At 68.6% G+C, this 23,253-nt stretch carries 18 protein-coding genes and 1 pseudogene; 14 read left to right on the top strand and 5 right to left on the bottom strand.

The genetic code is table 11. The features are described 5' to 3' along the window. Positions 1 to 28 precede the first annotated feature (28 nt). The 4 genes from CIB93_RS00580 to CIB93_RS00565 all read left to right on the top strand — a co-directional run bounded on the left by CIB93_RS00580 (position 29) and on the right by CIB93_RS00565 (position 4,102). Positions 29 to 1,210 (top strand): hypothetical protein, encoded by a 1,182-nt coding sequence (locus CIB93_RS00580; RefSeq protein ID WP_257001941.1) that lies wholly within the window; start codon positions 29 to 31, stop codon positions 1,208 to 1,210. A gap of 327 nt (positions 1,211 to 1,537) precedes the next feature. Further along, complete coding sequence (locus CIB93_RS00575) at positions 1,538 to 1,879, top strand: plasmid mobilization relaxosome protein MobC (RefSeq protein ID WP_096622875.1); 342 nt, start codon at positions 1,538 to 1,540, stop codon at positions 1,877 to 1,879. Next, positions 1,876 to 3,615, top strand: coding sequence for a relaxase/mobilization nuclease domain-containing protein (locus CIB93_RS00570; RefSeq protein WP_096622873.1), 1,740 nt, complete (start codon positions 1,876 to 1,878; stop codon positions 3,613 to 3,615). Before CIB93_RS00575 ends, CIB93_RS00570 begins: the two co-directional genes overlap by 4 nt. A gap of 106 nt (positions 3,616 to 3,721) precedes the next feature. After that, entirely contained in the window at positions 3,722 to 4,102 is a 381-nt protein-coding gene (locus tag CIB93_RS00565; RefSeq protein ID WP_096622871.1) for a hypothetical protein, read from the top strand. A gap of 134 nt (positions 4,103 to 4,236) precedes the next feature. On the opposite strand, the gene CIB93_RS00560 is transcribed toward CIB93_RS00565, so the two are convergent. Both CIB93_RS00560 and CIB93_RS00555 read right to left on the bottom strand, forming a co-directional pair. After that, positions 4,237 to 5,046, bottom strand: a complete 810-nt coding sequence (locus tag CIB93_RS00560) for a DUF317 domain-containing protein (protein ID WP_096622869.1) — start codon at positions 5,044 to 5,046, stop codon at positions 4,237 to 4,239. A gap of 182 nt (positions 5,047 to 5,228) precedes the next feature. Further along, positions 5,229 to 5,575 (bottom strand): annotated as a pseudogene (locus CIB93_RS00555) (DUF317 domain-containing protein); the annotation flags it as partial. A 191-nt stretch (positions 5,576 to 5,766) separates the two neighbouring features. On the opposite strand from CIB93_RS00555, the gene CIB93_RS00550 reads away from it, so the two are divergent. After that, positions 5,767 to 6,471: a nucleotidyltransferase domain-containing protein gene (locus CIB93_RS00550; RefSeq protein WP_096622867.1), complete on the top strand. Its 705-nt coding sequence runs from the start codon at positions 5,767 to 5,769 to the stop codon at positions 6,469 to 6,471. A 370-nt stretch (positions 6,472 to 6,841) separates the two neighbouring features. Beyond that, positions 6,842 to 7,465, top strand: a complete 624-nt coding sequence (locus tag CIB93_RS00545; RefSeq protein WP_096622865.1) for a nucleotidyltransferase domain-containing protein — start codon at positions 6,842 to 6,844, stop codon at positions 7,463 to 7,465. A gap of 469 nt (positions 7,466 to 7,934) precedes the next feature. Here CIB93_RS00545 and CIB93_RS00530 read toward each other — a convergent pair whose 3' ends face one another. Both CIB93_RS00530 and CIB93_RS00525 read right to left on the bottom strand, forming a co-directional pair. Beyond that, positions 7,935 to 9,161 (bottom strand): damage-control phosphatase ARMT1 family protein, encoded by a 1,227-nt coding sequence (locus CIB93_RS00530; protein ID WP_096622863.1) that lies wholly within the window; start codon positions 9,159 to 9,161, stop codon positions 7,935 to 7,937. 25 nt (positions 9,162 to 9,186) lie between these two features. Then, on the bottom strand, positions 9,187 to 12,708 hold the full coding sequence (locus tag CIB93_RS00525; protein WP_096622861.1) for an NB-ARC domain-containing protein: 3,522 nt from the start codon (positions 12,706 to 12,708) through the stop codon (positions 9,187 to 9,189). Between the two features lie 373 nt (positions 12,709 to 13,081). Here CIB93_RS00525 and CIB93_RS00520 point away from each other — a divergent pair, with 373 nt between their 5' ends. Genes CIB93_RS00520 through CIB93_RS00495 form a run of 6 tightly spaced genes read left to right on the top strand, consistent with a single transcriptional unit; the run spans position 13,082 to position 18,889 of the window. After that, positions 13,082 to 13,651, top strand: coding sequence for a trans-aconitate 2-methyltransferase (locus tag CIB93_RS00520; protein ID WP_096623037.1), 570 nt, complete (start codon positions 13,082 to 13,084; stop codon positions 13,649 to 13,651). Beyond that, positions 13,648 to 14,964 (top strand): N,N-dimethylformamidase beta subunit family domain-containing protein, encoded by a 1,317-nt coding sequence (locus tag CIB93_RS00515; RefSeq protein WP_096622859.1) that lies wholly within the window; start codon positions 13,648 to 13,650, stop codon positions 14,962 to 14,964. Before CIB93_RS00520 ends, CIB93_RS00515 begins: the two co-directional genes overlap by 4 nt. Positions 14,965 to 14,978: 14 nt before the next feature. Beyond that, positions 14,979 to 16,121: a glycosyltransferase family protein gene (locus CIB93_RS00510; protein WP_257001940.1), complete on the top strand. Its 1,143-nt coding sequence runs from the start codon at positions 14,979 to 14,981 to the stop codon at positions 16,119 to 16,121. A 7-nt stretch (positions 16,122 to 16,128) separates the two neighbouring features. Continuing rightward, positions 16,129 to 17,721, top strand: coding sequence for a hypothetical protein (locus CIB93_RS00505; RefSeq protein WP_096622857.1), 1,593 nt, complete (start codon positions 16,129 to 16,131; stop codon positions 17,719 to 17,721). After that, positions 17,673 to 18,227, top strand: coding sequence for an FkbM family methyltransferase (locus tag CIB93_RS00500; protein ID WP_096622855.1), 555 nt, complete (start codon positions 17,673 to 17,675; stop codon positions 18,225 to 18,227). Before CIB93_RS00505 ends, CIB93_RS00500 begins: the two co-directional genes overlap by 49 nt. Before the next feature lie 23 nt (positions 18,228 to 18,250). Further along, entirely contained in the window at positions 18,251 to 18,889 is a 639-nt protein-coding gene (locus CIB93_RS00495) for a histidine phosphatase family protein (RefSeq protein ID WP_096622853.1), read from the top strand. Positions 18,890 to 18,921: 32 nt separating this feature from the next. Here CIB93_RS00495 and metG read toward each other — a convergent pair whose 3' ends face one another. Next, positions 18,922 to 20,643 carry a methionine--tRNA ligase gene (gene metG / locus CIB93_RS00490; protein ID WP_096622851.1) on the bottom strand — a complete coding sequence of 574 codons (1,722 nt, stop codon included), beginning with the start codon at positions 20,641 to 20,643 and terminating at the stop codon, positions 18,922 to 18,924. Between the two features lie 340 nt (positions 20,644 to 20,983). On the opposite strand from metG, the gene CIB93_RS00485 reads away from it, so the two are divergent. Together CIB93_RS00485 and CIB93_RS00480 are read left to right on the top strand one after the other, a co-directional pair. Continuing rightward, the gene (locus CIB93_RS00485) at positions 20,984 to 22,279 is read left to right on the top strand and encodes a nucleotide sugar dehydrogenase (RefSeq protein ID WP_096622849.1); all 1,296 of its coding nucleotides are present in this window, start codon (positions 20,984 to 20,986) and stop codon (positions 22,277 to 22,279) included. Positions 22,280 to 22,291: 12 nt separating this feature from the next. Further along, positions 22,292 to 23,251, top strand: coding sequence for an NAD-dependent epimerase/dehydratase family protein (locus CIB93_RS00480; RefSeq protein WP_096622847.1), 960 nt, complete (start codon positions 22,292 to 22,294; stop codon positions 23,249 to 23,251). Positions 23,252 to 23,253 lie beyond the last annotated feature (2 nt).

The raw sequence follows: 23,253 nt of genomic DNA, 5'->3' as shown, positions 1-23,253 counted from the left end.
CGCAAACCGCTGGCGCGGGACCGTCGCAATGCCGGTCGCCGCCATGGCCGCGCTCGGCTGCACCGCCTACAGCGCGGACACCAGCTGGCGGTTCGCCGCCGACTACCTGGACATGGGCAGCACCGTCGAACGCGCCTTCATGTTCGCCACCGCCGAGCTAGCCCTGTTCGCCACCGCGCTGATGGCACGCCAGAACCTCAACGGGCCCGCACGCGCGCCGGGCGTGCCAGGCGTCCTCGTGTGGGTGCTCACCGGAGTGCAGATCATCCCCGCCTACGCCGAGTTCGGGCTCGTCGGCGGCACCGTGCGCGCCTTCGTAGGCCCGGTCATGGCCACGATGCTGTGGCACCTGGCCATGGGCATCGAGCTGCGCCACCGCACACCGCAGGCCGCCTCGCGCGGTCTGGCCGCCGTCCTCGTCCGGCAGATGCGTGAACGGCTGCTGGCCCGGCTAGGCATCGCCGACCAGGACGCGGACGCCGCCCGGCTCATCCGCGAGCGTGCGCTGAGCGACGCCGTCACCCTGATCCTCCGCGCCGAATCGATGACCGACAAGCAGCGCGGCACACTGCGGGGCCGGCGCCTGTCCGATCGTCTGCACGAGGCGCTGGAGCGGGCCGACGTCGACGGAGACCCACTCCAGGACGAGTTGCTGCTGCGCAAGCTCGCCACCCGCAAGCAGGCTCTCGGCCTCGCTACCGTCACACTGCCGCCGCGCTGGCACACCCCGACCTCGTACACCGCTCGCTACTCCGGGCAGAGCAGCCAACCGCCCTCCACCCGCCCGGACCCAGCTCCACGGGCAGAGGAGACTGCCCGCCCGCATCCATCGCACCCGGGCGACGACCAGGCGCCCCCAACTGCCCGCCCGCGACCTGCCCGCCCGACGCCAGGACTGCCCACCCGACGGGCAGAGCCCGAAGGCGGTCCACCGCATACGGGCAGCGACGCCTCCGACAGTGCCCCGGGCAGGCGCAAGCGAAAACCGGCTGCCCGGCAGAAACAGGAGGACCGCAAACCGCGCGCCTCCGACGAGGTCATCCGCAAGTTCGCCCGCCGCGTGTACGAGGAGACAGGCCGCATCGGCCGAGACCGGGTAGAGGACGCCCTCCGCGACGCCGGATACACCGTCTCCAGCGACGACGCCGGACGCGTCGTCCGCGAATTCAAAAACCAACTCAAGGCCGCGCCCAGCGACCTCACTCCCTGATCCTCACAGCCAACCGCTCCCACAGCCGCCCCCTGAGACGGAGGCTCGATGCACGACCCACACCGCGAAGACTCCACCACCAGCGACAACGCCCTACCAACCACCCCGTCCCCAGCGCGAGCAAGTTGTCCCGGGAGCAATGCTCCCGGAGTCCCTGCCCCGGGGGTGGCAGGGACGGTCCAGCGCCAGGGGGCGCAGGACCGGCAGGCAGCGACCGAGGGCGGACCGCAGCCTGGTGGGGGACGGCAGGCCGAATCCCTTCCGCGGCGCCGTCAGCGCGCCCGACAGCCGAAGAAGCGCAAGCGCCTGAAGCAGCCCAGCTGCCGCATGAACGACGCCGAGTACAAGCGCTTCACCGACGCAGCCGCCCAGTGCCAGATGACCAACGCCGCCTTCCTCGCCTACGCCGTCGACAAGGCCGCCCGCGACCTGACCCGCACGGCCGCCGAGATCGCCACCGAGCGGGAGGTCATCGACGAGCTGTTCGCCGCCCGCCGACACCTGGGCCGCATGCACGGTCTGTTCAACCAGGTCGCCAAGGCCCTCAACTCCGGCGCCGAGGCACCCCACCTGGACGCCGCGGCCAAGGCCGTCCGGAGCGCGGCCCGCCGGATGGAGGATGCCGCCGATGCTCTGCTCGCCCATCGTGACGGCGGTGCCGCTGCGTGATCCCCAGCATCCACAAGCGCGGCAGCGAAACGATCGGGCTGATCCGCTACCTGTACGGCCCCGGCACCCATGAGGAGCACACCGACCCCCATCTGGTGGCCGCCTTCGACCCACTCACCCCCGACCCCGGCCGCGACCCGCAGGTTACGTACGGGCAGCTTCAGCGGCTGCTCGACCAGCCCGTCAACGCCCTGCCCGACGGCCGGCGCCCCAAGAAGCACGTGTGGCACCTGTCCGTGCGGGCCAGCCCGGAGGATCCGGTCCTGCCCGACGAGGACTGGGCTGCCATTGCCTGGCGCATGGTCGCCGCTACCGGCATCGCTCCCGACGGCGACGATGCCGCGTGCCGGTGGGCCGCCGTCCGGCACGCCGACGACCACATCCACATCATCGCCACCCTGGTCCGTGACGACGGCCGACGGCCCCGCCTGCACAACGAGGCCCGCCGTGCCCAAGCCGAGGCCCGCGCCATCGAGGCCGACTACGGCTTGCGCCGCGTCGCGCCGGGCGATGGCACCGCCGCCAAGCGCCCCACCAGCGCTGAACGCCACAAAGCCGAACGCCAAGGCAGAGTGCGACCGGCGCGCGAGGAGCTGCGGGAGACCGTACGCCGTGCGGTGGCCGGTGCGACCAGCGAGGAGGAGTTCTTCGAGCGGCTGGCCGCCGCCGGCCTGCTGATCCGCAAGCGGGTCGCCCCATCTGGTGACCTGCTCGGCTACAAGGTCGCGCTGCCCGACGACCGCAACAAGGACGATGAGCCGGTCTTCTACCCCGGTTCCAAACTCGCACCCGACCTCTCCTTGCCCCGCATCCGCGAACGCTGGACCCTTCCCGCAGAGGCTGCCACCTCGGCGGACGGCTCCGGGCTGGAGCAGCCCACCCTGCCACCCGTGACAGGTCCCGCGTTCGCGCGGCGCCGGGCCACCGCCGCCACGTGGCAGGCCCTGCTGATCATCGACCACGGCGACGACGGCACAGCAGCAGCCCACATCGCTGCCTCAGGGGAGGTCCTGGACGCGCTCGCCAAGACCTCCGCCACCCACACCCGCTCCGAACTCCGCGAGGCAGCCGTCGCGTTCGAGCGGGCCAGTCGCTCCCACGTGAAGGCCGTACGCGGGCACGACCGCACCCTGCGACAGGCCGCCCGAGACCTTATCTACAGCGGGCCCGCCCTCGGCCGCGGCGAAGACGGCGCCACCACCGCCATGCTCATCGACATGGCCTTCTTCCTCGCCATCGCCGCGGCGAACTGGCACGCCAGGAAGCACCACAGCCAGCAGGCAGCCGCCGCCGAACAAGCCGCCCAACACCTCCGCGCCGCCTACCAAGCCGCCGCCGGCCAGCCCATGGCCATCCTGCGCCAGAGAGGCCAGCGTCTGGCCCCGCGTGTCCGGCAGCGGCAAGCAGACCTTCTCCACCAGGTGCTGCCAGAACTGGCCGAACGAATCCGGGCCGAGCCCGGCTGGCCCGCCCTGGCCACCACCCTCGACGACGCCCGCAGAGCCGGCCACGACCCGGCCGCCCTGCTTATCGAGGCCACTAGACGGCGCGAGCTCGCCACCGCCGCATCCATCAGCGACGTGCTCGTCTGGCGCCTGCGCCGCAGCGCCCACCTGCCCGCCGCACCCGAAAGCCCCCAGGGCACACCCACCCGAGGCAACCGGCGCACTCCATCCCCGGCGCCCACCACACCACCAACGGCCGGCGCCGTGAACGACTCCAGTCGTCGTCGCTGACCGGCAAAGCGGGCGGAACATAGCCGATGATCGCCGGTTGGGCAAACCGGCGATCCTCCGGACCATTGATGCCTCCACCCACCCGACACCTCCGAGGAGCACCCGTATGCCCAAGACCACAGCCCGCCCCAACATCGTCGTCCTACTCTGCGACGCGGACATCAAGCGCTGGCGTGAAACCAAGAGGTGGATCCACCGCGACGGGCGCCCGTTCAGCAAGGAGGAGCAGGCCCTTGTCCTCAGTGCCACTCGCGTCGAGTTCGAAGAGATACAGGAACAGTTCAAGCGATACAGGGAGTACCGGCGCACGATGGACGAAACCCCGGAAACTCTGCAGCGCTTCCTCGCCCCGTTCATGGAGCAGCTCACCGAGAAGAACCTCGGCAACGCCGTCAAGCTCATGAACGAGGACGAACGAGCTGAGTTCGATCGCCTCCTCGGCCTCACAATCGAACCGGTCCGTTCCTTCGCCCCGTACGCCTTCTAGCGACGGCCCGCGGCGCACCACAACCAACGTAAGGTAACTGCCCCCAGGACAGATGTGGCATCTGACAGCGAGGCGTGCGCGCGAAGCCGGGCCTCCCGCAAAGGGAGGCCCGGCTTCGATGCGTTGGACGGCCCTCAGCTGGCTGGAGCGCGCAGGAGCCGGTCGCGTGTGCTTTCCGGCAGCATCCGGCGCACGACCGGTGCGCTGGAACTGAGGGAGTCGGCAAAGGTGGCGACGAGGTCGTGCGGCACGCTAGCGCCGAACGAGGCCGCCCACAGGTAGCCTGCGCCGAGCACCGGCTCGGCCCACGCCTGCCATCCAGCAAGGAGCGCCTCGTCCGCCTGAGCCACCAGCGCGAGTGGCTCGGCGTCCTGAATGAGGGGCGGCACCTCGCCGAGGCGGATGTGGGAGGCGAAGGTCGGATCGATCGCTCCCGTGCCGGGCTGGTCGACGTCACGCAGCCAGCCGTGGACCGTAACGGCGTCGAGAACCAGCTCGGGGCCACCGAGCGACCGGGCGGGCTGGGTGCGGGCGTCGAGCGCGACGAGGAAGTCGGCGAGAACCTCTGCGGGGACCTCGGGGGTGAAGTAGGCCGACCACTGGGCGAGCGGACTGCTCGGGTCCGTACGGGCGGAAACCTGCCAGGCGATGGGCAGATTCCCCAGATGGAACGGCTCGTCCGGCAAGACCCACTGCGCCCACCGCAGGGAGTCGGGGCTGATGTGAAGGACGGTGCTGCGCAGGACCTGGCGGTCCTCGGGAGCCTCGTCCGGCTCCTGGCGACCACGGACGATCGTCAGGCTCGTCCAGCCCAGGCCAGCGAGAGTGTCGGCGACGTCGTCGTAGAGACGTCCGTCGTCACCAGCCAGGTGACGGGGGCCGACCCAGTACGCGGACGGGTCGCTGGCTGGGGTGAGTGGGCCGAACGGGAAGTCGGGATGCAGGGTGCCTCCAAAGGCGTCGGGGTACTCGTTGCCACCGGGGTGTGTGGCGCTGGTCAGGAGTGCCGGGCCGGTTGTGTGACGGCCTCGGGTGGCAGATGACCGGTCTTCGTTTCCACATGGCGGCCTGGCGAGGCGGCGGCCGGTCCGCCCGAGGGGCTCCGACTCGAGCCTCTGCTGTCACACCTGCTGGAGGTCTCCAGCACGCGAGCGACTGCGGCGGCGACGATATCGGCCGGCGTCTCGGTGTCGAAGGACATCTGGTAGCCGCGCACCTTGGCCGTACCGGTAACGGCGATCTTCCATCCCTCGCTGTCGGTGCCCGGGGGGCCGGACGGGAACCATCCGAGATAGAAGGAGCCGTCCTTGGAGTTGACGTGTACGTCCGCGCGGTCGTCGACGACCAGGTTGAAGTCTCCGGCGCAGAACTGATCCATTACGAGCGTGGGCTGGCCGGCCCAAGCTGCCACTCGCGCAACCGCAGGGCCTCGATGGTGGTGGAAAATCCCGGACTCGGGGGTTCCGGAGCCACAGGCGATCACCTCTTTGACCTGGTGGTTTACCAGAAGGTCATCCACGTTGACATGCCATTGCAGCGTTGGCCAGTCATTCATCGATCTTTGCTGTCTGCCCCGGGCGAACTGCGACGAGGCGTGAGAGAGCGCTGCCGTACGCCCGGAGAAACGGCGTGCGCGTGGTCGGCAGAATGCCGATAGTTGCCGCATGGATGCGATCGAGGCCGCACGTGCCGTTGTAGATGAGCACCACCCTGACGCTCTGGCTGCCTTCCTGGGAGGCAGCGTCGTGACGGGACTGCGCACGGCAATGTCGGACCTCGACATCGTGGTCCTGCTCCGCGGAGCCCCGGCCCCGTACCGAGCAAGCCTCCGGAGTGACGACTGGCCGGTGGAGATGTTCGTGCACACCGAAGCGACGTGGTACGCGTACGTCGAGCGGGAAGTACGCAAGCGCCGGTCGCCGCTGCTTTGGATGTGCGCCGACGGTGAGCTGCTATTCGACACTGACGGAGTCGGCGCGCGCATCGCAGCGGAGGCCCGAAAGCTGACCGCCGCAGGGCCACCCATGGTGTCGGCCGAGGAGATCGATGATCGCCGCTACGCGATCACCGACCTCCTCGACGACCTCGCAGGAAGCAGCGACCGAAGCGAGCGACTGTTTATCGCCACCGAACTGGTTCGACGGACGGGCGAGTTGGCACTAGCCATTGGCGGCTCGTGGGGCGGGGGTGGAAAGTGGCTCGCACGCCGTCTGGAGACGACCTCACCGGGGCTCAGCTTGCGACTGCACCGTGGCCTGCGGGAGGTATTGGAGGGGCGGGTAGAGCCCCTCGTAGCCGCTGTCGAAGAGGTGATCGGACAGGCCGGTGGTCGGTTGTGGGTCGGCTACAAGCGTGGTGGGACTTCGTGAACCTCGCGGGGACCGAGATACGAGGGCGGCGAACGGCGCACTGATCATCGGGCGGCGGGCCTCCTGCGGGTCGGTGGCCTCCTCGCAGGGATCCGGAGCGGCTGCGGCAGTGCGTACGCCACCGAAAGACATACGAAACATCAGAAAGCACCATGGCATCGAGTGTGTCCGGCCCTGGGAGAGTCGTGGCTCATGCCCCCGGCCACGAGACCGGTCGCGAGTCACTCGCTCAAAGATGGCTGCCGGTGCGCCTGATGCTCATGGGCGTTTATGAGCGCAGGGTGCGAGCGGGCGCCAGGGCGCTCCAGCGAGACCGCCGACCCGCCGTCGGCCTTCGCTCCGCCCGCCTGGTCACTGGGAGTATGGGCGGGTGAGCACTGACGTGTTGGGACGCTGGGTGCCGGATCGTCCCGAGGATGTGGCCGCAGTCTTCGCCAAGGCGGACTTCCCATGGTGGATCGCCGGTGGCTACGCGATCGAACTCGCGGTCGGCCGCGAGCTGCGCGCACACGGCGATCTCGACGTCCTCGTCCTCCGGCGTGACCAGGCCCGCGTACGGGATCTCCTGGCCGACTGGGACCTGTACGTGGCGGACCCGCCGGGCCAGGGGGAGCTGCGACCGTGGCGTCCTGGAGAGATCCTACGGCCGCCGCTCCACGACATCTGGTGCCGCCGCGCGCCGGAGGCGCCCTGGTCCGTGCAGCTCATGCTGGACGAGGCCGAGGGCACTCAGTGGGTCTCGCGGCGCACCCCGGAGATCCGGCTCCCGATCGACCGACTCGGGCGGACGAGCGAGACGGGCATCCCGTATCTCGCGCCCGAGGTGCAGCTCTTCTACAAGGCGAAGGCGACCCGAGACAAGGACGAGACCGACTTCGAAGCGGTACTGCCGCTGCTCGACGCTCCGGCCCGCGCCTGGCTGGCAGACGCGATCAAGGTGATCGCGCCCACCCATCACTGGCTCCGCCGGCTCCTGCCGGTTAGCCGAACATGAGCAGGGGAACCTCGTAACGGTCGGGGTTCCGGGGCCGGGTCGTCGGGGCGACGCGACCTCCACGATCAGCAGCTCACTGAGGAACTGGACCTTGGCGCTGAGGAGGTGGCTCGTCCTGGAGTCGGCCGACTGGGCCTTCAGGCCGGCGGAGACGTGGATGTGCGGGAGGATCCCGCCGGTGGTGCGAAGTGGGCTCGGCGAGGGAGCCCCGGCCCATCTCGCTCTTGCAGACCTCGTGGACGCTCCCGAAACGGGCTTCTGTGTAGTCAAGGCCGAGCAGGGCGGCAGCTGGCGGGCCGATGCCTCGTCGGGTCCATCGATCTCGAGAAGCATGGGCAGGCAGGACCAGGTGTCGAAGCTGGAAGGGAGGTTCGTCCACGCACACCACGGCCCCAGGTCGCAGTAGGTAAGACCTGGCCCCCGCTCGGTGCGTGGAACACGTCAGCGAGCCTCGCATCGAGGCTCAGGACTATGGCCGAACCTGGATGAGAGCGTGAGTGCCGCTGGTACGCCACGCCGCACCGGCCTGTTCGAGGGCGTCCAGCGTTCCGTGGTCCAGCCCTACGATGACGTCGGACTTCAGAGTACGGAGAGCTGCGACAGCCCCTGGGAAGTACGCGGTGAGGTCGGCGAACGGCGCCGTGGCGTCCCAGAGCCGGTCGCCCACCAAGCGCCGGTAGTTGAGGTCGCCCTTCAGGATGGTGAGCGAGGCGGCCTCGAACTCGCTTCGAAGGTCCTCGGGCATCTCCTCGTACGGCAGCGGAGCGCAGAAGAAGGGGTGGGTGCGGACCTCCAGACGTCCTGACGCCATGGCCTTCCACAGTCGGTCGCCGATCGTGCCTGCTTCACCGGGTGCCTCGGTGAGGCGGCGGAGGCAGTCGACGACGTCCGCCGTCATCGCGTCGGAGACGTAGTACGGGTACGGCTTGACGTGGAGCATGACCCGCTCAGCGTGCCGGCGTTCGAGGAGGTGATCGATGAGGATCAGGTCCGGGATCAGCTCGCGGCCGGCGTTGTCCGCCACCACGGCGACGGTCGCGGGCGCTCCAGCGGGCAGGAGCTGCCAAAGCACGCCGCTCTCGTCGGCGACGAGCGCGGAGGTAGCTTCGCCGGTCGCTGGCTCCCCCGCCGAGACACGGAAGCCGAGGTCCGCGCGGTTGCCCCAGAGCGAGGCGTGGAGCAACGCCGTGGCCCGCTCGTCGGCAGGTACGTCGGCGAGCGCGTCCAGGGCAAACAGCTCCTCCTCCACCGCCTCGCCGCGCAGTTCGGCCTGCTTGAACGGAGCGAAGGGATCGACTCCCTGCCACGGGCCGGTACCGAAGTACTCGATGGCGGCGAGGAGCCTGCGGTAGAAGTAGCTCTCCGCCCATAGGAACGGGGCGTCGAACCACGATCGCCCGAAGTGCTCCCGTCCCCACTCCGACCATTGCCCGTGATCGTGCTCCGTAGGAGCGAGCGGTTCGACAACACCGTTGGTGATCTCGTCCAGCAGGGCATCGAGGGCCTCGTGCTGTCGGCGCCCGTACGGGAAGGCGTCTCGCACCTGCTGGATCAGGGCCGGGTGGCGTTTGGCCAGGACGCCCCAGGCGAACGAGCCGGGCTCGTTACTCAGGATGACTGGCGCCTCGCGGTCGGCGGCCGGTCCGGAGTTGGGGTCGGTCGCTACGTCCGTAGTGCGGGGGGTCTTTTCTGTCATAGTGTCCAAGCCCTTCGCTTATCGCTCACGAGTCCTTGATCTCCAGGGCCACGACCCCTGCCGCACTGCCGACCAGCACCTCGTCGGTGCCGGGTTCGAAGGCCGCGCAGTGCAAGGAGGCGTCCACTCTGACCTTGGCGATCTGGCGCTGCTCTCCGAGCGCCCACAGGCGCACCGTCCCGTCTGCCGCGGCAGACACCAGGCGGTCCTCGTCGCTGAGGAAGCCCAGCATGAGGATGCGGCCGGTGTGCCCGGAGAGGTGGGAGGTGAACCTGTCCGTACCCAGGTGCCGTACCGCGATATCACCGGTTCCCGCCCCGACCGCGACGCGATGCCCCGGTCCGTCGACCGTGACGGCGCGGGCCCACCCGCTGGGGCTGGAGAACCGGCCCTTGAACTCGCCGGTGAGGGCGTGCCACACGCGTACGGAGCCGTCGCCGCCACAGGCAGCGAGGAGGTCTCCGCTGTCGTCGAAGGCGAGCGAGCGCAATCGGCCAGCATGAACATCCTGGCTCCACAGCAGCGCCCCGGCGGAGAAATCCCAAACCCGGATGTGTCCGTCGCCCGTACTCGCGGCAAGTCGGGATGTCGAGCGAGCCATCGCCACGGCCCACGTACGCGGGGTGTCCTGGTTCAGGGTGAGGGACCATGCCTTGTCGAGCAGCGACCAGACCCTGACCGCTCCGTCGCCGCAGGCGGCCGCGACGTGCTCACCGCTGCCTGCCAGGGACCAAACCCGCCCATGGGCCGCCGCGAGCCTCCTGCTGACCGTCCCGGCCGAGGTGTCGATGACGCCGACGCCGCCGGCCCCGTCGCCGACCACAGCGGTACGGCCGTCGGCGGCGAACTGCGTGGACCACACAGTGTTCGAGCCGCTGGCCAGCGTCCTGAGCCTGCTCCTGCCCACCGTCCAGACGCGAACAGCACCGTCCTCACATCCCGCTATCACGGAGCCATCGCCTGTTCTGACGAGTGAACGCACCCAGTCGACACCCGGTGGGGGCTGAGTCTCGCCCGCTGGGCCTTCCGCCGAGAACGCCTGGATCCTGGGCTCTTCGGTGGCGGCGACGATGGCATCGTGCGAAGACAGAGCAACGGCACGCACGCGCGCCTTGAGATCGGCGATTCGGCGAACGAGAGCGAGCTGGCCATCCGCCGCGTCCCACACGGCGATGGAGCGGTCACCTGATCCGGAGGCCAACAGAGAGGAGCCGGGGGCGAAGGCCACGGAACGTACCCAGTCGCGGTGAGCGGCGCGTTCGTCCAGGAGACGACCTGTACGCAAGTCGAAGAGGCGGACGAACTCGTCCTCGCCGGCCACGGCCACAAGCGAGTGGGCGTCTCCTCCGATCGCCACGGACCAGACGGGAGTGCCGACCGTACGCATCGACCGCACGAGCACGAGCCTGTCCACGTCCCACACATGCACAGCTCCGTCCTCGGCCCCGGAGAGCAGGAACGGGCCGGATGGGGAGAAGGCGAGGCTGCGGATGCGGCGATTGTGCCCGGGCAGCACCCCGATAGGGTCTCCGGTGTCGGTACGCCATAGTCGGATCGCCCCGTCGTCTCCCGCCGAAGCGAGGACCAGCCCGTCCGAGGAGAGCGCGGTGGCGAACACCCACCCGATGTGCGCCTGATGGGCTCGGAGTAGCCGACCGGTGTCGACGTTCCACAGCCTGACCACTCCGTCCTCGCCACCCGACGCGACCATGTCGCGAGCGGCGCAGACGCTGACAATCGCACCGATGTGGCCGGGGGCCGCTCCCGTGGTGTCGTCCTCGGGAGGCAGTAGCCACTTCGGGGCGAGCACCGCCTCCGCGCCAGTGACGCGTTCGAGGGTTCGCGTGGCCTGGGACAGAGGTGAGCGCCGCAGCACGATGGAAAGCGTCGAGGCGATATCAGCCGGGCTTTCCAGTCCGCTCAGCAGGTACCCGGCGCCGGTCAGGGCGCGGGCGGTCAGCCACTCCTCACGCTGGGGGTGGCCGGCCTCGCGCCGCCCTGGAAGAGCGTCGAGGACGGCGGCGTCCGCGGTCAGGTGCTGGTGTCCGACGAGCGCGACCTTGCGTACCACGTACGACGGGGACGCCAGGAGGCTGACGAGCTCGGCGTCGAGCTCGGCTTCACGCAGGTGGTAGGGAAGATGGCGCCACAGGTAGCCCTCGGTCTCGTCCAGCGTCTCCCACGCGCCCTCGGTGCCGTGCCGGTATGACTCGATAAGGGACCGGTGAAGGGCCGCCCAACGATCGCCGATCAGGTGGCGCAGGTAGGACCGGAACACATCGTGCAGCACGATGGCGTCCCGGTCGGCGAGATAGGCGCTGATCAGGGACCGGTCGGACAGCAGTCGGCAGAACTGCCTCACCACGTGAGGCGCCCATCCGTGCGCTGTTCGCCACCAGTGAGTGAGCACCGACACGGGGATCGGCAGCGACGGCGGGAAGACCGCGAGCGAGAGGTACCGGTCCCGCAGGTCCGAGTGGCCCGCGATCGAGACGCTCTCCTCAAGGCTGCGGAGACTGGACGCGAGGGCCTGCCCGATCGCGTTCTTCCGCTGGTCCGAGTCCCAGACGTCGAATGCCTGGGGGCCGTACGCACGGATCGTTGCGCTCGTCTCAGCCACCACACGACCGGCCGGGGCACCAGAGACGACCTCCTGTGCGACGTTCGCCCCGACGATCGACGCCAGCAAGGGCCATCCTCCGCACGCGCCGGCAAGACGGGCGGCTTCGGCCTCGCCCAGGTTCCCAACGTTGCGGACGAGCAGCTCTCTGATCTCGCCCGGCGCCATGGGACCCAGCCGTACGACCCTGGCGGCGCTGGGGCACACGCGCACGTTCCTGGTGGTGACGAGCCGTACGCAGTCCTCCCCGCCCAGCAAGAAGGGGCTGAGGTCGGCCGCGGACCAGACGTTGTCGATGACGAGGAGGGCACGCCGTCCCTGGAGCAGACGAGCCAGGTGGAAGCCGGCCTGCTCCGGATCCGCGAAAGAAGGGCGGCTGCCGTCCAGATGAACGCACAGGTCGGAGATCAGTTCGACAACCCTCGCCGCCGTGCACCCCTCTCCTGTTTCCACCCACAGGAAATCCGAGAAGGAGTTCCGTACACGAGGGTCGTGGCATACCTGCGTCGCGAGCGTCGTCTTTCCGAACCCACCGGGACCGCACAGGGCGACCGTGGAGGCGCTGTTGTCCGCCGACGCCTCCCGTAGGACGGAGACGAGCCCCTCGAAATCATCTGACCTGTGCACCAAGCCGGGCTCCGGGACGGGTATCGGGAGGTATTGGTCCGGTGCGGGCGCGGCAGAGGACATCGGAGCACCAACCGAGTCCCAGAAGCGCTGCCGCACCTCCGCGTCGCTCCGCTCCAGCGCCGTATCCAATAACGCCTGGGAATCCGGGGTGAGAACGATCTCCTCACCTCGGGCCTCCCAGTTGGACACCGTCCGGTCGCTGACGCCGAGGTAGGCGGCGAAGCGACGCACGCTCCGACGCGTCGCGAGCCGCAGAGCGCGCGCCTCCCTTCCGGTCCAGCGCTGCACTGTGGCCACCGAAGCTCCTTCGACCGACACCAACGACGGTAACAGCGTAGGGCGGTCTGACCAGGGGCGTAGGGCCTTCGCTTCGACAGGAGTTCAGCACCGATTCGGCACCCGGGTGGACCCGCCCGGCGAAGCCGGCGTCCCGCGACCGCCCACGCGAGCGACGGCGTTGCCACGCGAGTGCGGCGCGACGGCAGCCCGCTGTCCCGCACCGCTCGGCAGTCTGCTCATCACGGAGCGCTGCCGCTCCGCGTGGACGACGAAGGGGTGGTTTCAGGTGATCGGAACGAAGCAGCATGGCGGTGAGGGCGGGTGGTCCGAGAGGCAGATCGCCTACTACCGAGCGCGAGCCGGCGAGTACGACGACTCCTACAGCGACCGCATGCACATGCCTCAGCTCGCGAACGTCCTCGACGGCCTGCCGATCCGCGGCGACGTCCTGGAGCTGGCGTGCGGTACCGGCCAGTGGACCCGGCTGATCTCCGACCGCGTACGCAGCCTGACCGCGCTGGACGCCGCGCCGGAGATGCTGTCCGCGGCCCGAGAGCGGATGCACGGGACCGCGACTCGCTTCATCGAGGCGGACGTCTTCAGCTGGGAGCCGGATCGCCAGTACGACACCATCTTCTTTGCCTTCTGGCTGAGCCACGTGCCACCTGTGGAGATGGAAGCCTTCTGGGACCTGCTGAGGTGGACGCTGGCGCCGGGCGGCCGCGTGGTGTTCCTCGACGACGCACCTGCCAAGGCGGAGATCGAGGAGGGCGTCGCCGAGGCCCAAGTGCCCACGGTGCGCCGCAGGCTCGCCGACGGATCCCACCACCTGGCCGTGAAGGTGCTGCGTGACGCCGCCGACCTCACCTCGCAGCTGCGCGACCTGGAATGGGAAGCCCAGATCGAGTCGATCGACCGGTACCACATCGCTGGTGTCGCTCGCCCCTGGACGAGCGAATGACGAGCATGAGCGGCTACCCGGCCCGACCGAGCGTCCGCGCCGGCGAAGTGCTCCGGCTGCACATCTCCGCTTCGGTCCCGCGCTTCCACGTCGACTTCTACCGCTGGGGCGCGACGCCCCGTCACGCGGGCCACGTCGAGTGGCCCGGCGGCACCACCGAGCCCGGCACGTTCGACGCGGACTGGCGGTGGCCCGCCTACGAGTTCCCCGTACCTCCCGAGTGGAGGTCCGGGGTCTACATCGCGACGCTGAGCCCGGAGCCGGCATCGGGCATACCGCCGATGGACTCCCGTGAGGCGCGGATTCTCTTCGTGGTCACACCCTCCGCGCCCTCTGGCCGCAGGGTCCTCTTCAAGATTCCGACCTTCACCTACCACGCCTACAACACAGCGGGCGGAGGCAGTCTCTACAGCTCCGCCCAGGTCACGATGCTCCGACCCGGAGGCGGTGTGGGCGGCCCCGTCAAGGGGCTGCCCGACCCGTACGACACCACCTCGCCGCGGCAGACGTTCGCCCACTGGGACGCCCCCTTCATCACGTGGATGGAAGGGAACGGGATCGAGAGTGACTACTGCACCGACCTGGACCTTCATGAAGGCCAGCACCTTCATGACGGATACCGCCTCCTAGTCGCCGCCGGTCACGACGAGTACTGGAGCGCCGAGATCCGCCAAAACGTCACCGCGTTCCGGGACGGCGGGGGCAATATCGCCAACTTCGGTGCCAATAGCTGCTGGTGGCGAGTACACGTGGCCCGGGACGGAGCCGGGCTGCGCTGCGACAAGTTCCCGCCCGGAGCCTCCGCGGAGACGGATCCGGACAGCTCGTACGGCTGCCCCGATCACTGGTGGGAATCGGAGCCCGAGAACTCCCTTCTCGGCGTGAGCTACCGAAACGGTGGTGGCCACTGGGACGGCCCGCGTACTCCCCTCGGGTTCACCGTCACGGAAGCGGAACACTGGCTCTTCTCCGGCACGGGCCTGCAGACGGGCGACGTCGTCGGCCGCAACGGGGCGCTGGTCGGCTACGAATGCGACGGGGCGGCGTACGAACTCGACGCGTTCGGCCGACCGCGCCCGACAGGCCGAGATGGAACTCCGAAGAACTTCGAGATCCTCGGCATCGCGCCGCTGCCCGGCGATTGGAATTTCGCGGCTCGGGAGGCGATGGACAGCCGTCGGGCAGCGACCCTCGGCCTCTACACGGCGAACGGCACGGTCTTCACCGCCGCCACGACCGACTGGGCCCGCCTTCTGGCCACCGACCCACAGGTCGCGGCCATCACCCGCAACGTCTTCACCCGTCTCTCCTGACCGAAGGGATCGTCGTGTCTGGAAACGTACGGCCGCTCAATGTGATCATTGGCGTCAACGGCATCGGTATGGGCCACTCGGTCAGACAGAGCGTGATCGCCCAGTACCTCCGCGACCGCGGGCATGAGGTGCGCATCGTCACCAACGGCAGCGCCCGCGTGGAGTACTTCCGAGACCTCGGCTTCCCCGCGTGGGACGGCTGGATGCCGACGCTCCTCGCCCGCGCCGACCGCATATACGCGAGCGACGCGATACGCGCCAACATCTGGCAGGCCCCCACCGGCCTCGCCAGGCACATGCGCCTGCGCCGAATCGTTCGCGAGACCGGCGTCCCCGACGTGTTCATCACCGACTACGAGCCCAACACTCCCCGCCTCGCGTATCACTTCGGCAGACCGCTGATCTCCGTCGACCAGCAGAGCAAATACCGACACCTCGACCTCCCGACCGTCGGCCGATATGCCAGGACCGCTGACGAACAACGCCTCCGCTACTTCGCGCCGCACGTCGACCGGTCGTTCATCTGCTCGTACGTCCCCCTGAAGGCGGACGACCGACGGCTGGAGTTCATCGCCCCGGTCATTCCCAACTCGGTGCGTTCCACGCCGGTCGCCACCGAACCCCTCGCCACGGCCTACTTCTCGCGCTACTTCGACCACGGACCGGAAGAGTCCGTCCGAACGCTGACCGCCGTCTTCCGCCAGTACGTCCCGGACCGCGCCCTACGGATCTACGTGCAGCCGACGGAGATCGGCAAACTGCGCCAGTACGCCGACGGCAAGATCGAAATTCGTACCTTCGACCGCGAGGCGTTCATCAGGGACATGGCGCGGTCCGAGGCTGTCTTCTCCAACGCCGGCTTCAACCTCATCAGCGAAGCCTTCGTCCTCGGCAAACCGGTCCATCTGATCCCGCTGCCCACGTACGACCAACACTGGTGCGCCAAGGTCGTCCACGAGGCGGAACTGGGCACATCGGTGCCCCGCATCGACGGCGGAGCGGTGCTCGACTTCCTCAACCGAAATCGAGAGCTCCGCGCCAACGTCGTACGCCACCGGGACGAGCACCTCGCGGTCGACCCCCGGGAGCGGATCGCCGCCTACCTGGAGAGCCTGCCCACAGCCGGTTCTCCGATCTTCGCCCCAACCACACGGTAGGCGCGCCATGGGAACGCCACCGCTCGCCGCGTACCTGCACACCATCGTGACCGTCACCGCTGTGGTGGCCTGCTACCGCTTCACGATCTCGCCGACTGTACGGACCATCGCGCGCCGCCCTACCCCGTTGATACTCGTCACGAGCATGGCACCCGCCGTACTGCTCATCCTCCTGCCATCGCCCGATCCCGGACCGATCCGGTGGTTCGCCCTGTTCGTGATCACGGTGCTCACCTGGCAGGGCGTGACGAGCGACTACGACGTAACGGAACCGATCGGACCGCAGCGCCTGGACAAGCAGCTGCTTCTGGTGCTGGGTGCCGTTTCGTGCTTCTGGCCTCCGGCTCTCCTGGCTTGGATGGGGGTGTACTGCGGCAAGCTCCGAGGCTGGAAGCACCACGCGATGATGCCGTTGCGGCTGCTCAAGGCATACCTCGCCTGGTTCGTCGTGGCGACGCTCTGCGAGACTTCGGGCTCGTCGCCGGCCCTCCTGCTCGTGCTCGGCTGCGTCTCGCTCTCCCACTACGTAAAGCCGGCCTGGAGCAAGGCCCAACTCGGGCCGCGACCCTGGTCATGGACCTGGCACAACCGCACCCACTACCTCATCGCTTCGGCATACTCCTGGGGCTGGGCACGCTTCCTGCGCCCCGAGACCGTGTCCCGCGTACTGCGCCGTGCACGCGGCTTTGATCGCCCCGTCAATATCCTCGCGATGGCGATCGAGGCGGCCGGGCTAATCGCCTTCCTCGACCGCCGCCTTCTGGTCGCGGTACTCGCGGGAACGGCCCTCTTCAACCTCGCCGTCGCTCTCGCCTCCGGCATCCTCTTCTGGGAGAACATCGGCACCAACATCGCTCTCGCGATCACCGTCGGGTTTCTCCCCGCTGCGGAGTACGACACGGCCTTCGGCTGGCCAGCCGCGCTGCTGGCACTTGCGGTGCTCGTGCTCAGCGCCGCCGACCTGCTGTGGCAGCCCTGGCACCTGGGGTGGTGGGACTCCCCTTTCACAGCCCGTGTCCACTGGCAGGTGGAGACCGCGTCCGGCGAACAGCAGGGTCTCTACAACGGCTTCATGTGCCCGTACGAGCGGGAGTTCGGTCGCGTCCTGGGCTACTTCCTGACGAGCGAACCGGTCCTCCACGACCACCTCGGCATCGTCTGGGACCGGCGGCTTCGCGACCTGATCGTCCACGCGGACGGGGATCCGGACCGGCTGCGGAGCCTTAAGGAGACCTATGGCCGCGTGCAGAAGGACGAGCAGCTAGCGAACGAGCACGTCGACTTCCTGACCACGATGTTCAGCCGCCTCAACAGCGGGGTGCCGAAAGGTCCGTTGCCCAGGACACTGCGCTGGCTCAAAGCGCCCGGCGGCCAGCTCTACCGGTGGGGCGACCTTCCTCCCTACCGCGGCGACGAAGCCGTCCGCCGCATCACCATCCGGTACGAGGAGCGCTGCTACCGCCCCGCGACCGGCGACTTCGTCCTGCTCGCCCACGACGTCCTACACGAAATCGACCTCGAACCCCCGAAACCCGACCACGGGAGCCCCTCATGCGCAAAATCTTCATCGACTGCGGCACCAACCTCGGAGTCGTGCTGAACCGCTTCATGCACGAGCTTCCGGATCACGACTTCTACGCCTTCGAGCCGAACGCGGAGCTGATCCCTTCCATCCGCCGACACGTCGAACAGGCCCAGGACTCGGCCCGTATCGAGATCTCCCCGAGCGCGGTGTGGACCCATGACGGCACGATCGACCTCTTCCTCGGCCACCACGAAAGCTCCACCGTGATGCCGGGCAAGCGCGTGCCGCCGATGTACGACCAGCAGATCGACTACAGCTCGCCGGTCCCGGTGCCCGCCATCGACTTCAGCGCCTGGCTCCGGCGGACGGTCAGTCCCGGCGATCACGTCGTCGTGAAGATGGACATCGAAGGTGCCGAGTACCCCGTGCTCACCAAGCTGCTGGACGACGGGACCATCAACCTGATCTCGGTCCTCTACATCGAGTGGCACCACGACCGTTTCCCCGCCATGAGCCGTGCCGAACACGACCAGGTCGCTGCCGCGGTCTCCGCTTGTGTCGACGTCCGCGACTGGGACTGATCCGAGAAAGGGGACACCACGCCATGCGCACCAAGCACATCTACCTGATCAAGCACGGCGAGACCGAGGAGAACCTGCAGGGCATTCACCAGGGCCAGGCTGTCGGTGGGAGGCTCAGCGAGCGCGGCAGGAATGACATCCGCGCAGTCGGCGCCGGCCTCGCCGGAACCGGGATCACCGTGAACCAGATGCTCGTGAGCCCGATGTCCCGCTGCCGCGAATCGGCGACGCTGCTGGCCGCATTGCTCAGGCCGACCAACGTACTCGTGGATGAACGCCTCGCCGCCAAGAACAGTGGCCACCTCGGTGGTCGGCCCAGGGAGCTCGCCGCCTCTGAGGCAGCACGCCATGGCGTGCCCATCCACCAGTTCCGCACGCCAGGCGGCGAGTCATCGGAGGACGTGCAAGCCCGCTATGTGGACCTGTGGAACCAGGTCCACACCGGGCCACATCGGACGACCGTCCTCGTCGGGCATGGTGGGGGCATCGCATGCCTGCTGCTGTGGCTGACGGGGAACGGCTTCGAGCGCTACCTCCAGCACGTCCCTGGGTCAGCCGGTCTCACGTGGGTCGAGGCGGACGACACGGCGTCCGACATCCGACTGATGAACGTGCCTCCCGCGAGCCTGCCCAGCCATCTCGACCCCCGTACCGCCCGATGAGAGAAGGGACGGTACGGGCTCGGGGGACACGGTCAGGCGTCCGGGGCACCGCCGAAGCGCTCACGGTAGGACTCCAGGTCCTCTTCCGTGATCTTCGCGAAGAGCACTGGCGGCACGGTGAACGCGGTGCCGGCCGTGACAGCGTCCAGGGCCTTGGCCTGCTCGGCGGTCACCCAGGTCGCGGTGTCGTTCTCCAGGGCGAAAGCCCCGCGCATGGCACCGGCCGTGGCCGGGATGAACGGCTCCGAGACGACCGCGTACAGGTGGATCAGGTTCATCGCGGTACGCAGGGTCAGCGCGGCACCGTCGGCATCGGTCTTGATCTCCAGCCAGGGAGCCTTCTCCTCCAAGTAGGAGTTGCCCGCGGACCACAGGGCGCGCAGAGCTGCGGCGGCCTTACGGAACTGGAGCGCCTCCATGTGCTCCTCGTACTCGGCCAGCAGACGCGCGATCTCCTCGCCGAGCTTCGCCTCCGCACCACCGGCGGCGCGGCCGGCCGGGACCTCGTCGCCGAACCGCTTCCGGGAGAAGGACAGCACTCGGTTGACGAAGTTGCCGAGGGTGTCGGCCAGGTCCTTGTTGACCGTGGCGGTGAAGTGCTCCCAGGTGAAGGACGAGTCGTCCGACTCGGGGGCGTTGGCGATCAGGAAGTAGCGCCAGTAATCGGCGGGGAGGATCTCCAGGGCCGCGTCGGTGAAGACACCGCGCTTCTGGGAGGTGGAGAACTTACCGCCGTAGTACGTCAGCCAGTTGAAGCCCTTGACGAAGTCGACCATCTTCCACGGCTCACGGACGCCCAGCTCAGTGGCTGGGAACATCACGGTGTGGAAGGGGACGTTGTCCTTCGCCATGAACTCGGTGTACCGGACGTCGTCGGCCTCGTACCACCACGACTTCCAGTCGCGGGTCTCGCCGTCCCGGGCGGCGTCCGCCCATTCCTTCGTCGCGCCGATGTACGCGATCGGAGCGTCGAACCAGACGTAGAACACCTTGCCCTCAGCCGCGAGCTCCGGCCAGGTGTCGGCCGGGACCGGCACACCCCAGTCAAGGTCGCGGGTGATCGCGCGGTCGTGCAGGCCCTCGGTCAGCCACTTGCGGGCGATCGACGAGGACAGGTGCGGCCACTTCTCGCTCACCGAGTCGATCCACGCCTCGACCTCGTGCTGGAGCTTGGACTGCAGAAGGAAGAGGTGCTTGGTCTCTCGGACCTCCAGCTCCGTGGAGCCGCTGATCGCGGAGCGAGGGTCGATCAGGTCGGTCGGGTCGAGCACGCGGGTGCAGTTCTCGCACTGGTCGCCGCGGGCCTTGTCGTAATCGCAGTGCGGGCAGGTGCCCTCGACGTACCGGTCCGGCAGGAAGCGGCCGTCGACCGGCGAGTACACCTGCCGGATTGCCCGCTCCTCGATGAAACCGTTTTCGTTCAGCTTGCGCGCGAAATGCTGAGTGATCTCGCGGGTCTGCTGCGAGGAGCTCCGGCCGAAGTAGTCGAAGGCCAGCTCAAAGCCGTCGTATACGGCCTTCTGGGCGTCGTGGGCCTGCGCGCAGAACTCGGCGACGGAGAGCCCGGCCTCCTTGGCGGCCAGCTCGGCCGGCGTGCCGTGCTCGTCGGTGGCGCAAATGTAGAGGACGTCGTGACCGCGCTGGCGGAGGTACCGGGAGTACACATCCGCCGGAAGCATCGACCCGACCATGTTGCCCAGGTGCTTGATCCCGTTGATGTAGGGAAGCGCGCTGGTGACCAGGTGTCGAGCCATCCTCGGATGCTCCATTTCGTACGTACGGCGCCGGTGACAGTGCCACGGCGGGCCCAAGTCGGGAGGCTGCAGCCGATGCGATCACTCCGATCGCACGCTGTTGTCGCGCACGGTGACGGAACGGGTCTACAAGCCACCGCCATCGTATCGAACCGGTGCTTTCCCCATCCCACAGGTTTTCTGACCGGCCTGGGTGGAGCGCGAAAAGCACTCGGCCGTCCAAGACAGGCGGCCAAGCGAGTCTCGTACGGCCGAGGCGCTTCCCATCTTAGAGCCACCGCCACGCCACGGGCCGCGCCCGCCGTACACATCCGCACGCTTACACAACGAGGTGGACAGCATGATCGAAAAGCGTGAGACCCAGCGGCTCCGCGTCGCCGTCGTGGGACAGGGGTATGTCGGGCTCCCGCTCGCGGTGAGAGCCGCCGAGGCCGGGCACCAGGTCGTTGGCTTCGACGTGGACGCGGGGCGGGTCAAGCGACTCATGCTCGGAGAGTCCTACATCGAGGACGTCACCGACTCGCGTCTGGCACCGCTCCTCGCTGCCGGCGCTTACCGGCCCACCCTCGACCCCTCCGACTGCGCGGGATTCGACGTAGCGGTCGTCACGGTGCCCACGCCGCTCCGCGACGGAGCTCCGGACCTGTCCCATGTCGAAGACTCGGCGCTGCTGCTGGGCCACCACCTCACTCGCGGGGCGACCGTCGTCCTGGAATCCACGACGTACCCGGGCACCACGGAGGAAGTCTTCGGCCCCCTCCTCGAAAACACTTCCGGCCTGACGGCGGGCTCCGACTTCCACCTTGGCTACAGCCCTGAGCGCATCGACCCTGGCAACCCGAGATGGAGACTGGAGAACACCCCGAAGATCGTCTCCGGGATCGATGCGGCGTCCCAGGAAGCAATCCGTCACTTCTACGCGTCACTCGTCGACAAGGTCGTCCCGGTGGCCAGCTGCAAGGAAGCCGAGCTGACGAAGCTGCTGGAGAACACCTTCCGGCACGTGAACATCGCGCTCGCCAACGAGCTGGCGATCTTCGCGCACGAGCTGGGCATCGACGTCTGGGCCGCCATCGACGCGGCCTCCACCAAGCCGTTCGGCTTCATGCGCTTCACCCCAGGGCCGGGAGTGGGAGGCCACTGCCTGCCCATAGACCCCTCCTACCTGTCCTGGCGCGTCCAGCGGACCGTGGGCCGCAATTTCCGCTTCGTCGAGCTCGCGAACGACGTCAACAACCACATGCCCGACTACGTGGTCCGGCGCCTGGTCGACGGGCTCAACAAACGCAAGAAGTCGGTCAACGGCTCCCGAGTGCTGCTGCTCGGCCTCGCGTACAAGGCCAACACCGGGGACGCCCGCGAGACGCCGGCGGCGCGGATCGCGGAGCTGCTCATCAGCATGGGCGCGGAGGTGCAGGCGGCCGACCCCCACGTCAGCGACGACGCTCACCCTCGCGCCGACGGCCTGGCGAACCTCAAGCGAGTCGACGTCACTCCCGCTGGCCTCGCGGCGGCCGACGCCGTCGTCCTCCTCGCAGACCACGACGCCTTCGACTACCCCCTGATCACCGCGCACGCCTCCTACATCCTCGACTGCCGCCGTCGCCTCGTCGGCGAACACATCGACTCTCTCTGAAGGGAAGCCCACGTGAAGATCGTGATCACCGGTGGCGCCGGCTTCATTGGAAGCAACCTCGCCCGAGCCCTGACCGACCACCCCAAGATCTCCCAAGTCCGGGTGGTCGACAACCTCTCCACCAGTCGCGAGGCCAACATCGCCGGCCTCGGCATCGACTTCTTCGAAGGCGACATCCAGAACGCCGACCTCCTGGACCAGGTGTTCCGCGGCGCGGACGCCGTCGTCCACCTCGCCGCGCTGCCCTCCGTACCGCGCTCGGTCCGAGATCCCTTGGCCAGCCACCACGCCAACGCGACCGGAACCCTCCAGGTCCTCGAAGCCGCACGCCGCGCGGGCGGCCTGCACGTGATCGCCGCCTCCTCGTCCTCGGTCTACGGCGCGAACCCGCGCCTGCCGAAGCACGAAGACCTCACCACGGCCCCGCTGAGCCCGTACGCGGTCACCAAGCTCGCCACGGAGGCGTACCTGGGCGCCTACCACCACAGTTTCGACCTGCCGGTGCTGCCCTTCCGTTTCTTCAACGTCTACGGTCCCGGCCAGCGCGCCGACCACGCCTACGCCGCGGTCATCCCGAAGTGGATCAGCGCCACGCTCGCCGGCCAGCCCGTGACCGTGTACGGCGACGGCACCCAGACCCGCGACTTCACGTACGTGGGCACCGTGTGCCGCGTCCTCACCGACGCCCTCCTCCGCCGCATCGTGGACCCTCGCCCCGTGAACCTGGCCTTTGGGACCCGCATATCCCTCCTAGACCTGATCTCGGAGATCGAGGCGGCAACTGGCTGCGTCGTCCACCGGCAGCACGTGTCGGCCCGCACTGGCGATGTCCCGCACTCCCAGGCGGAGAGCAGCCGCCTGCGGGCGTTCTTCCCGACGGTGGCGCCGGTGGCGCTTGAGGAAGGTATCTCCGCGACAGTGAGCTGGTTCCGGACCAGCGTCATGAGCGCAGCCTCAGCCAAGCCGTTCTGAAT

The sequence above is a fragment of the Streptomyces sp. WZ.A104 genome, from assembly GCF_002382885.1.
In the GTDB taxonomy this organism is placed as follows: Bacteria; Actinomycetota; Actinomycetes; order Streptomycetales; family Streptomycetaceae; genus Streptomyces.
The sequence above is the reverse complement of the archived record's forward strand: the minus strand, read 5'-3'. Positions and strand labels throughout refer to the sequence as shown.

Bases quoted from the DNA above. Each gene is read 5' to 3' on its own strand.
- CIB93_RS00580 (WP_257001941.1), top strand. From the start codon at position 29: ATGCCGGTCGCCGCCATGGCCGCGCTCGGCTGCACCGCCTACAGCGCG.
- CIB93_RS00575 (WP_096622875.1), top strand. From the start codon at position 1,538: ATGAACGACGCCGAGTACAAGCGCTTCACCGACGCAGCCGCCCAGTGC.
- CIB93_RS00565 (WP_096622871.1), top strand. From the start codon at position 3,722: ATGCCCAAGACCACAGCCCGCCCCAACATCGTCGTCCTACTCTGCGAC.
- CIB93_RS00550 (WP_096622867.1), top strand. From the start codon at position 5,767: ATGGATGCGATCGAGGCCGCACGTGCCGTTGTAGATGAGCACCACCCT.
- CIB93_RS00530 (WP_096622863.1), bottom strand. From the start codon at position 9,161: ATGACAGAAAAGACCCCCCGCACTACGGACGTAGCGACCGACCCCAAC.
- CIB93_RS00520 (WP_096623037.1), top strand. From the start codon at position 13,082: ATGCACATGCCTCAGCTCGCGAACGTCCTCGACGGCCTGCCGATCCGC.
- CIB93_RS00515 (WP_096622859.1), top strand. From the start codon at position 13,648: ATGACGAGCATGAGCGGCTACCCGGCCCGACCGAGCGTCCGCGCCGGC.
- CIB93_RS00505 (WP_096622857.1), top strand. From the start codon at position 16,129: ATGGGAACGCCACCGCTCGCCGCGTACCTGCACACCATCGTGACCGTC.
- CIB93_RS00500 (WP_096622855.1), top strand. From the start codon at position 17,673: ATGCGCAAAATCTTCATCGACTGCGGCACCAACCTCGGAGTCGTGCTG.
- CIB93_RS00495 (WP_096622853.1), top strand. From the start codon at position 18,251: ATGCGCACCAAGCACATCTACCTGATCAAGCACGGCGAGACCGAGGAG.
- metG (WP_096622851.1), bottom strand. From the start codon at position 20,643: ATGGCTCGACACCTGGTCACCAGCGCGCTTCCCTACATCAACGGGATC.
- CIB93_RS00485 (WP_096622849.1), top strand. From the start codon at position 20,984: ATGATCGAAAAGCGTGAGACCCAGCGGCTCCGCGTCGCCGTCGTGGGA.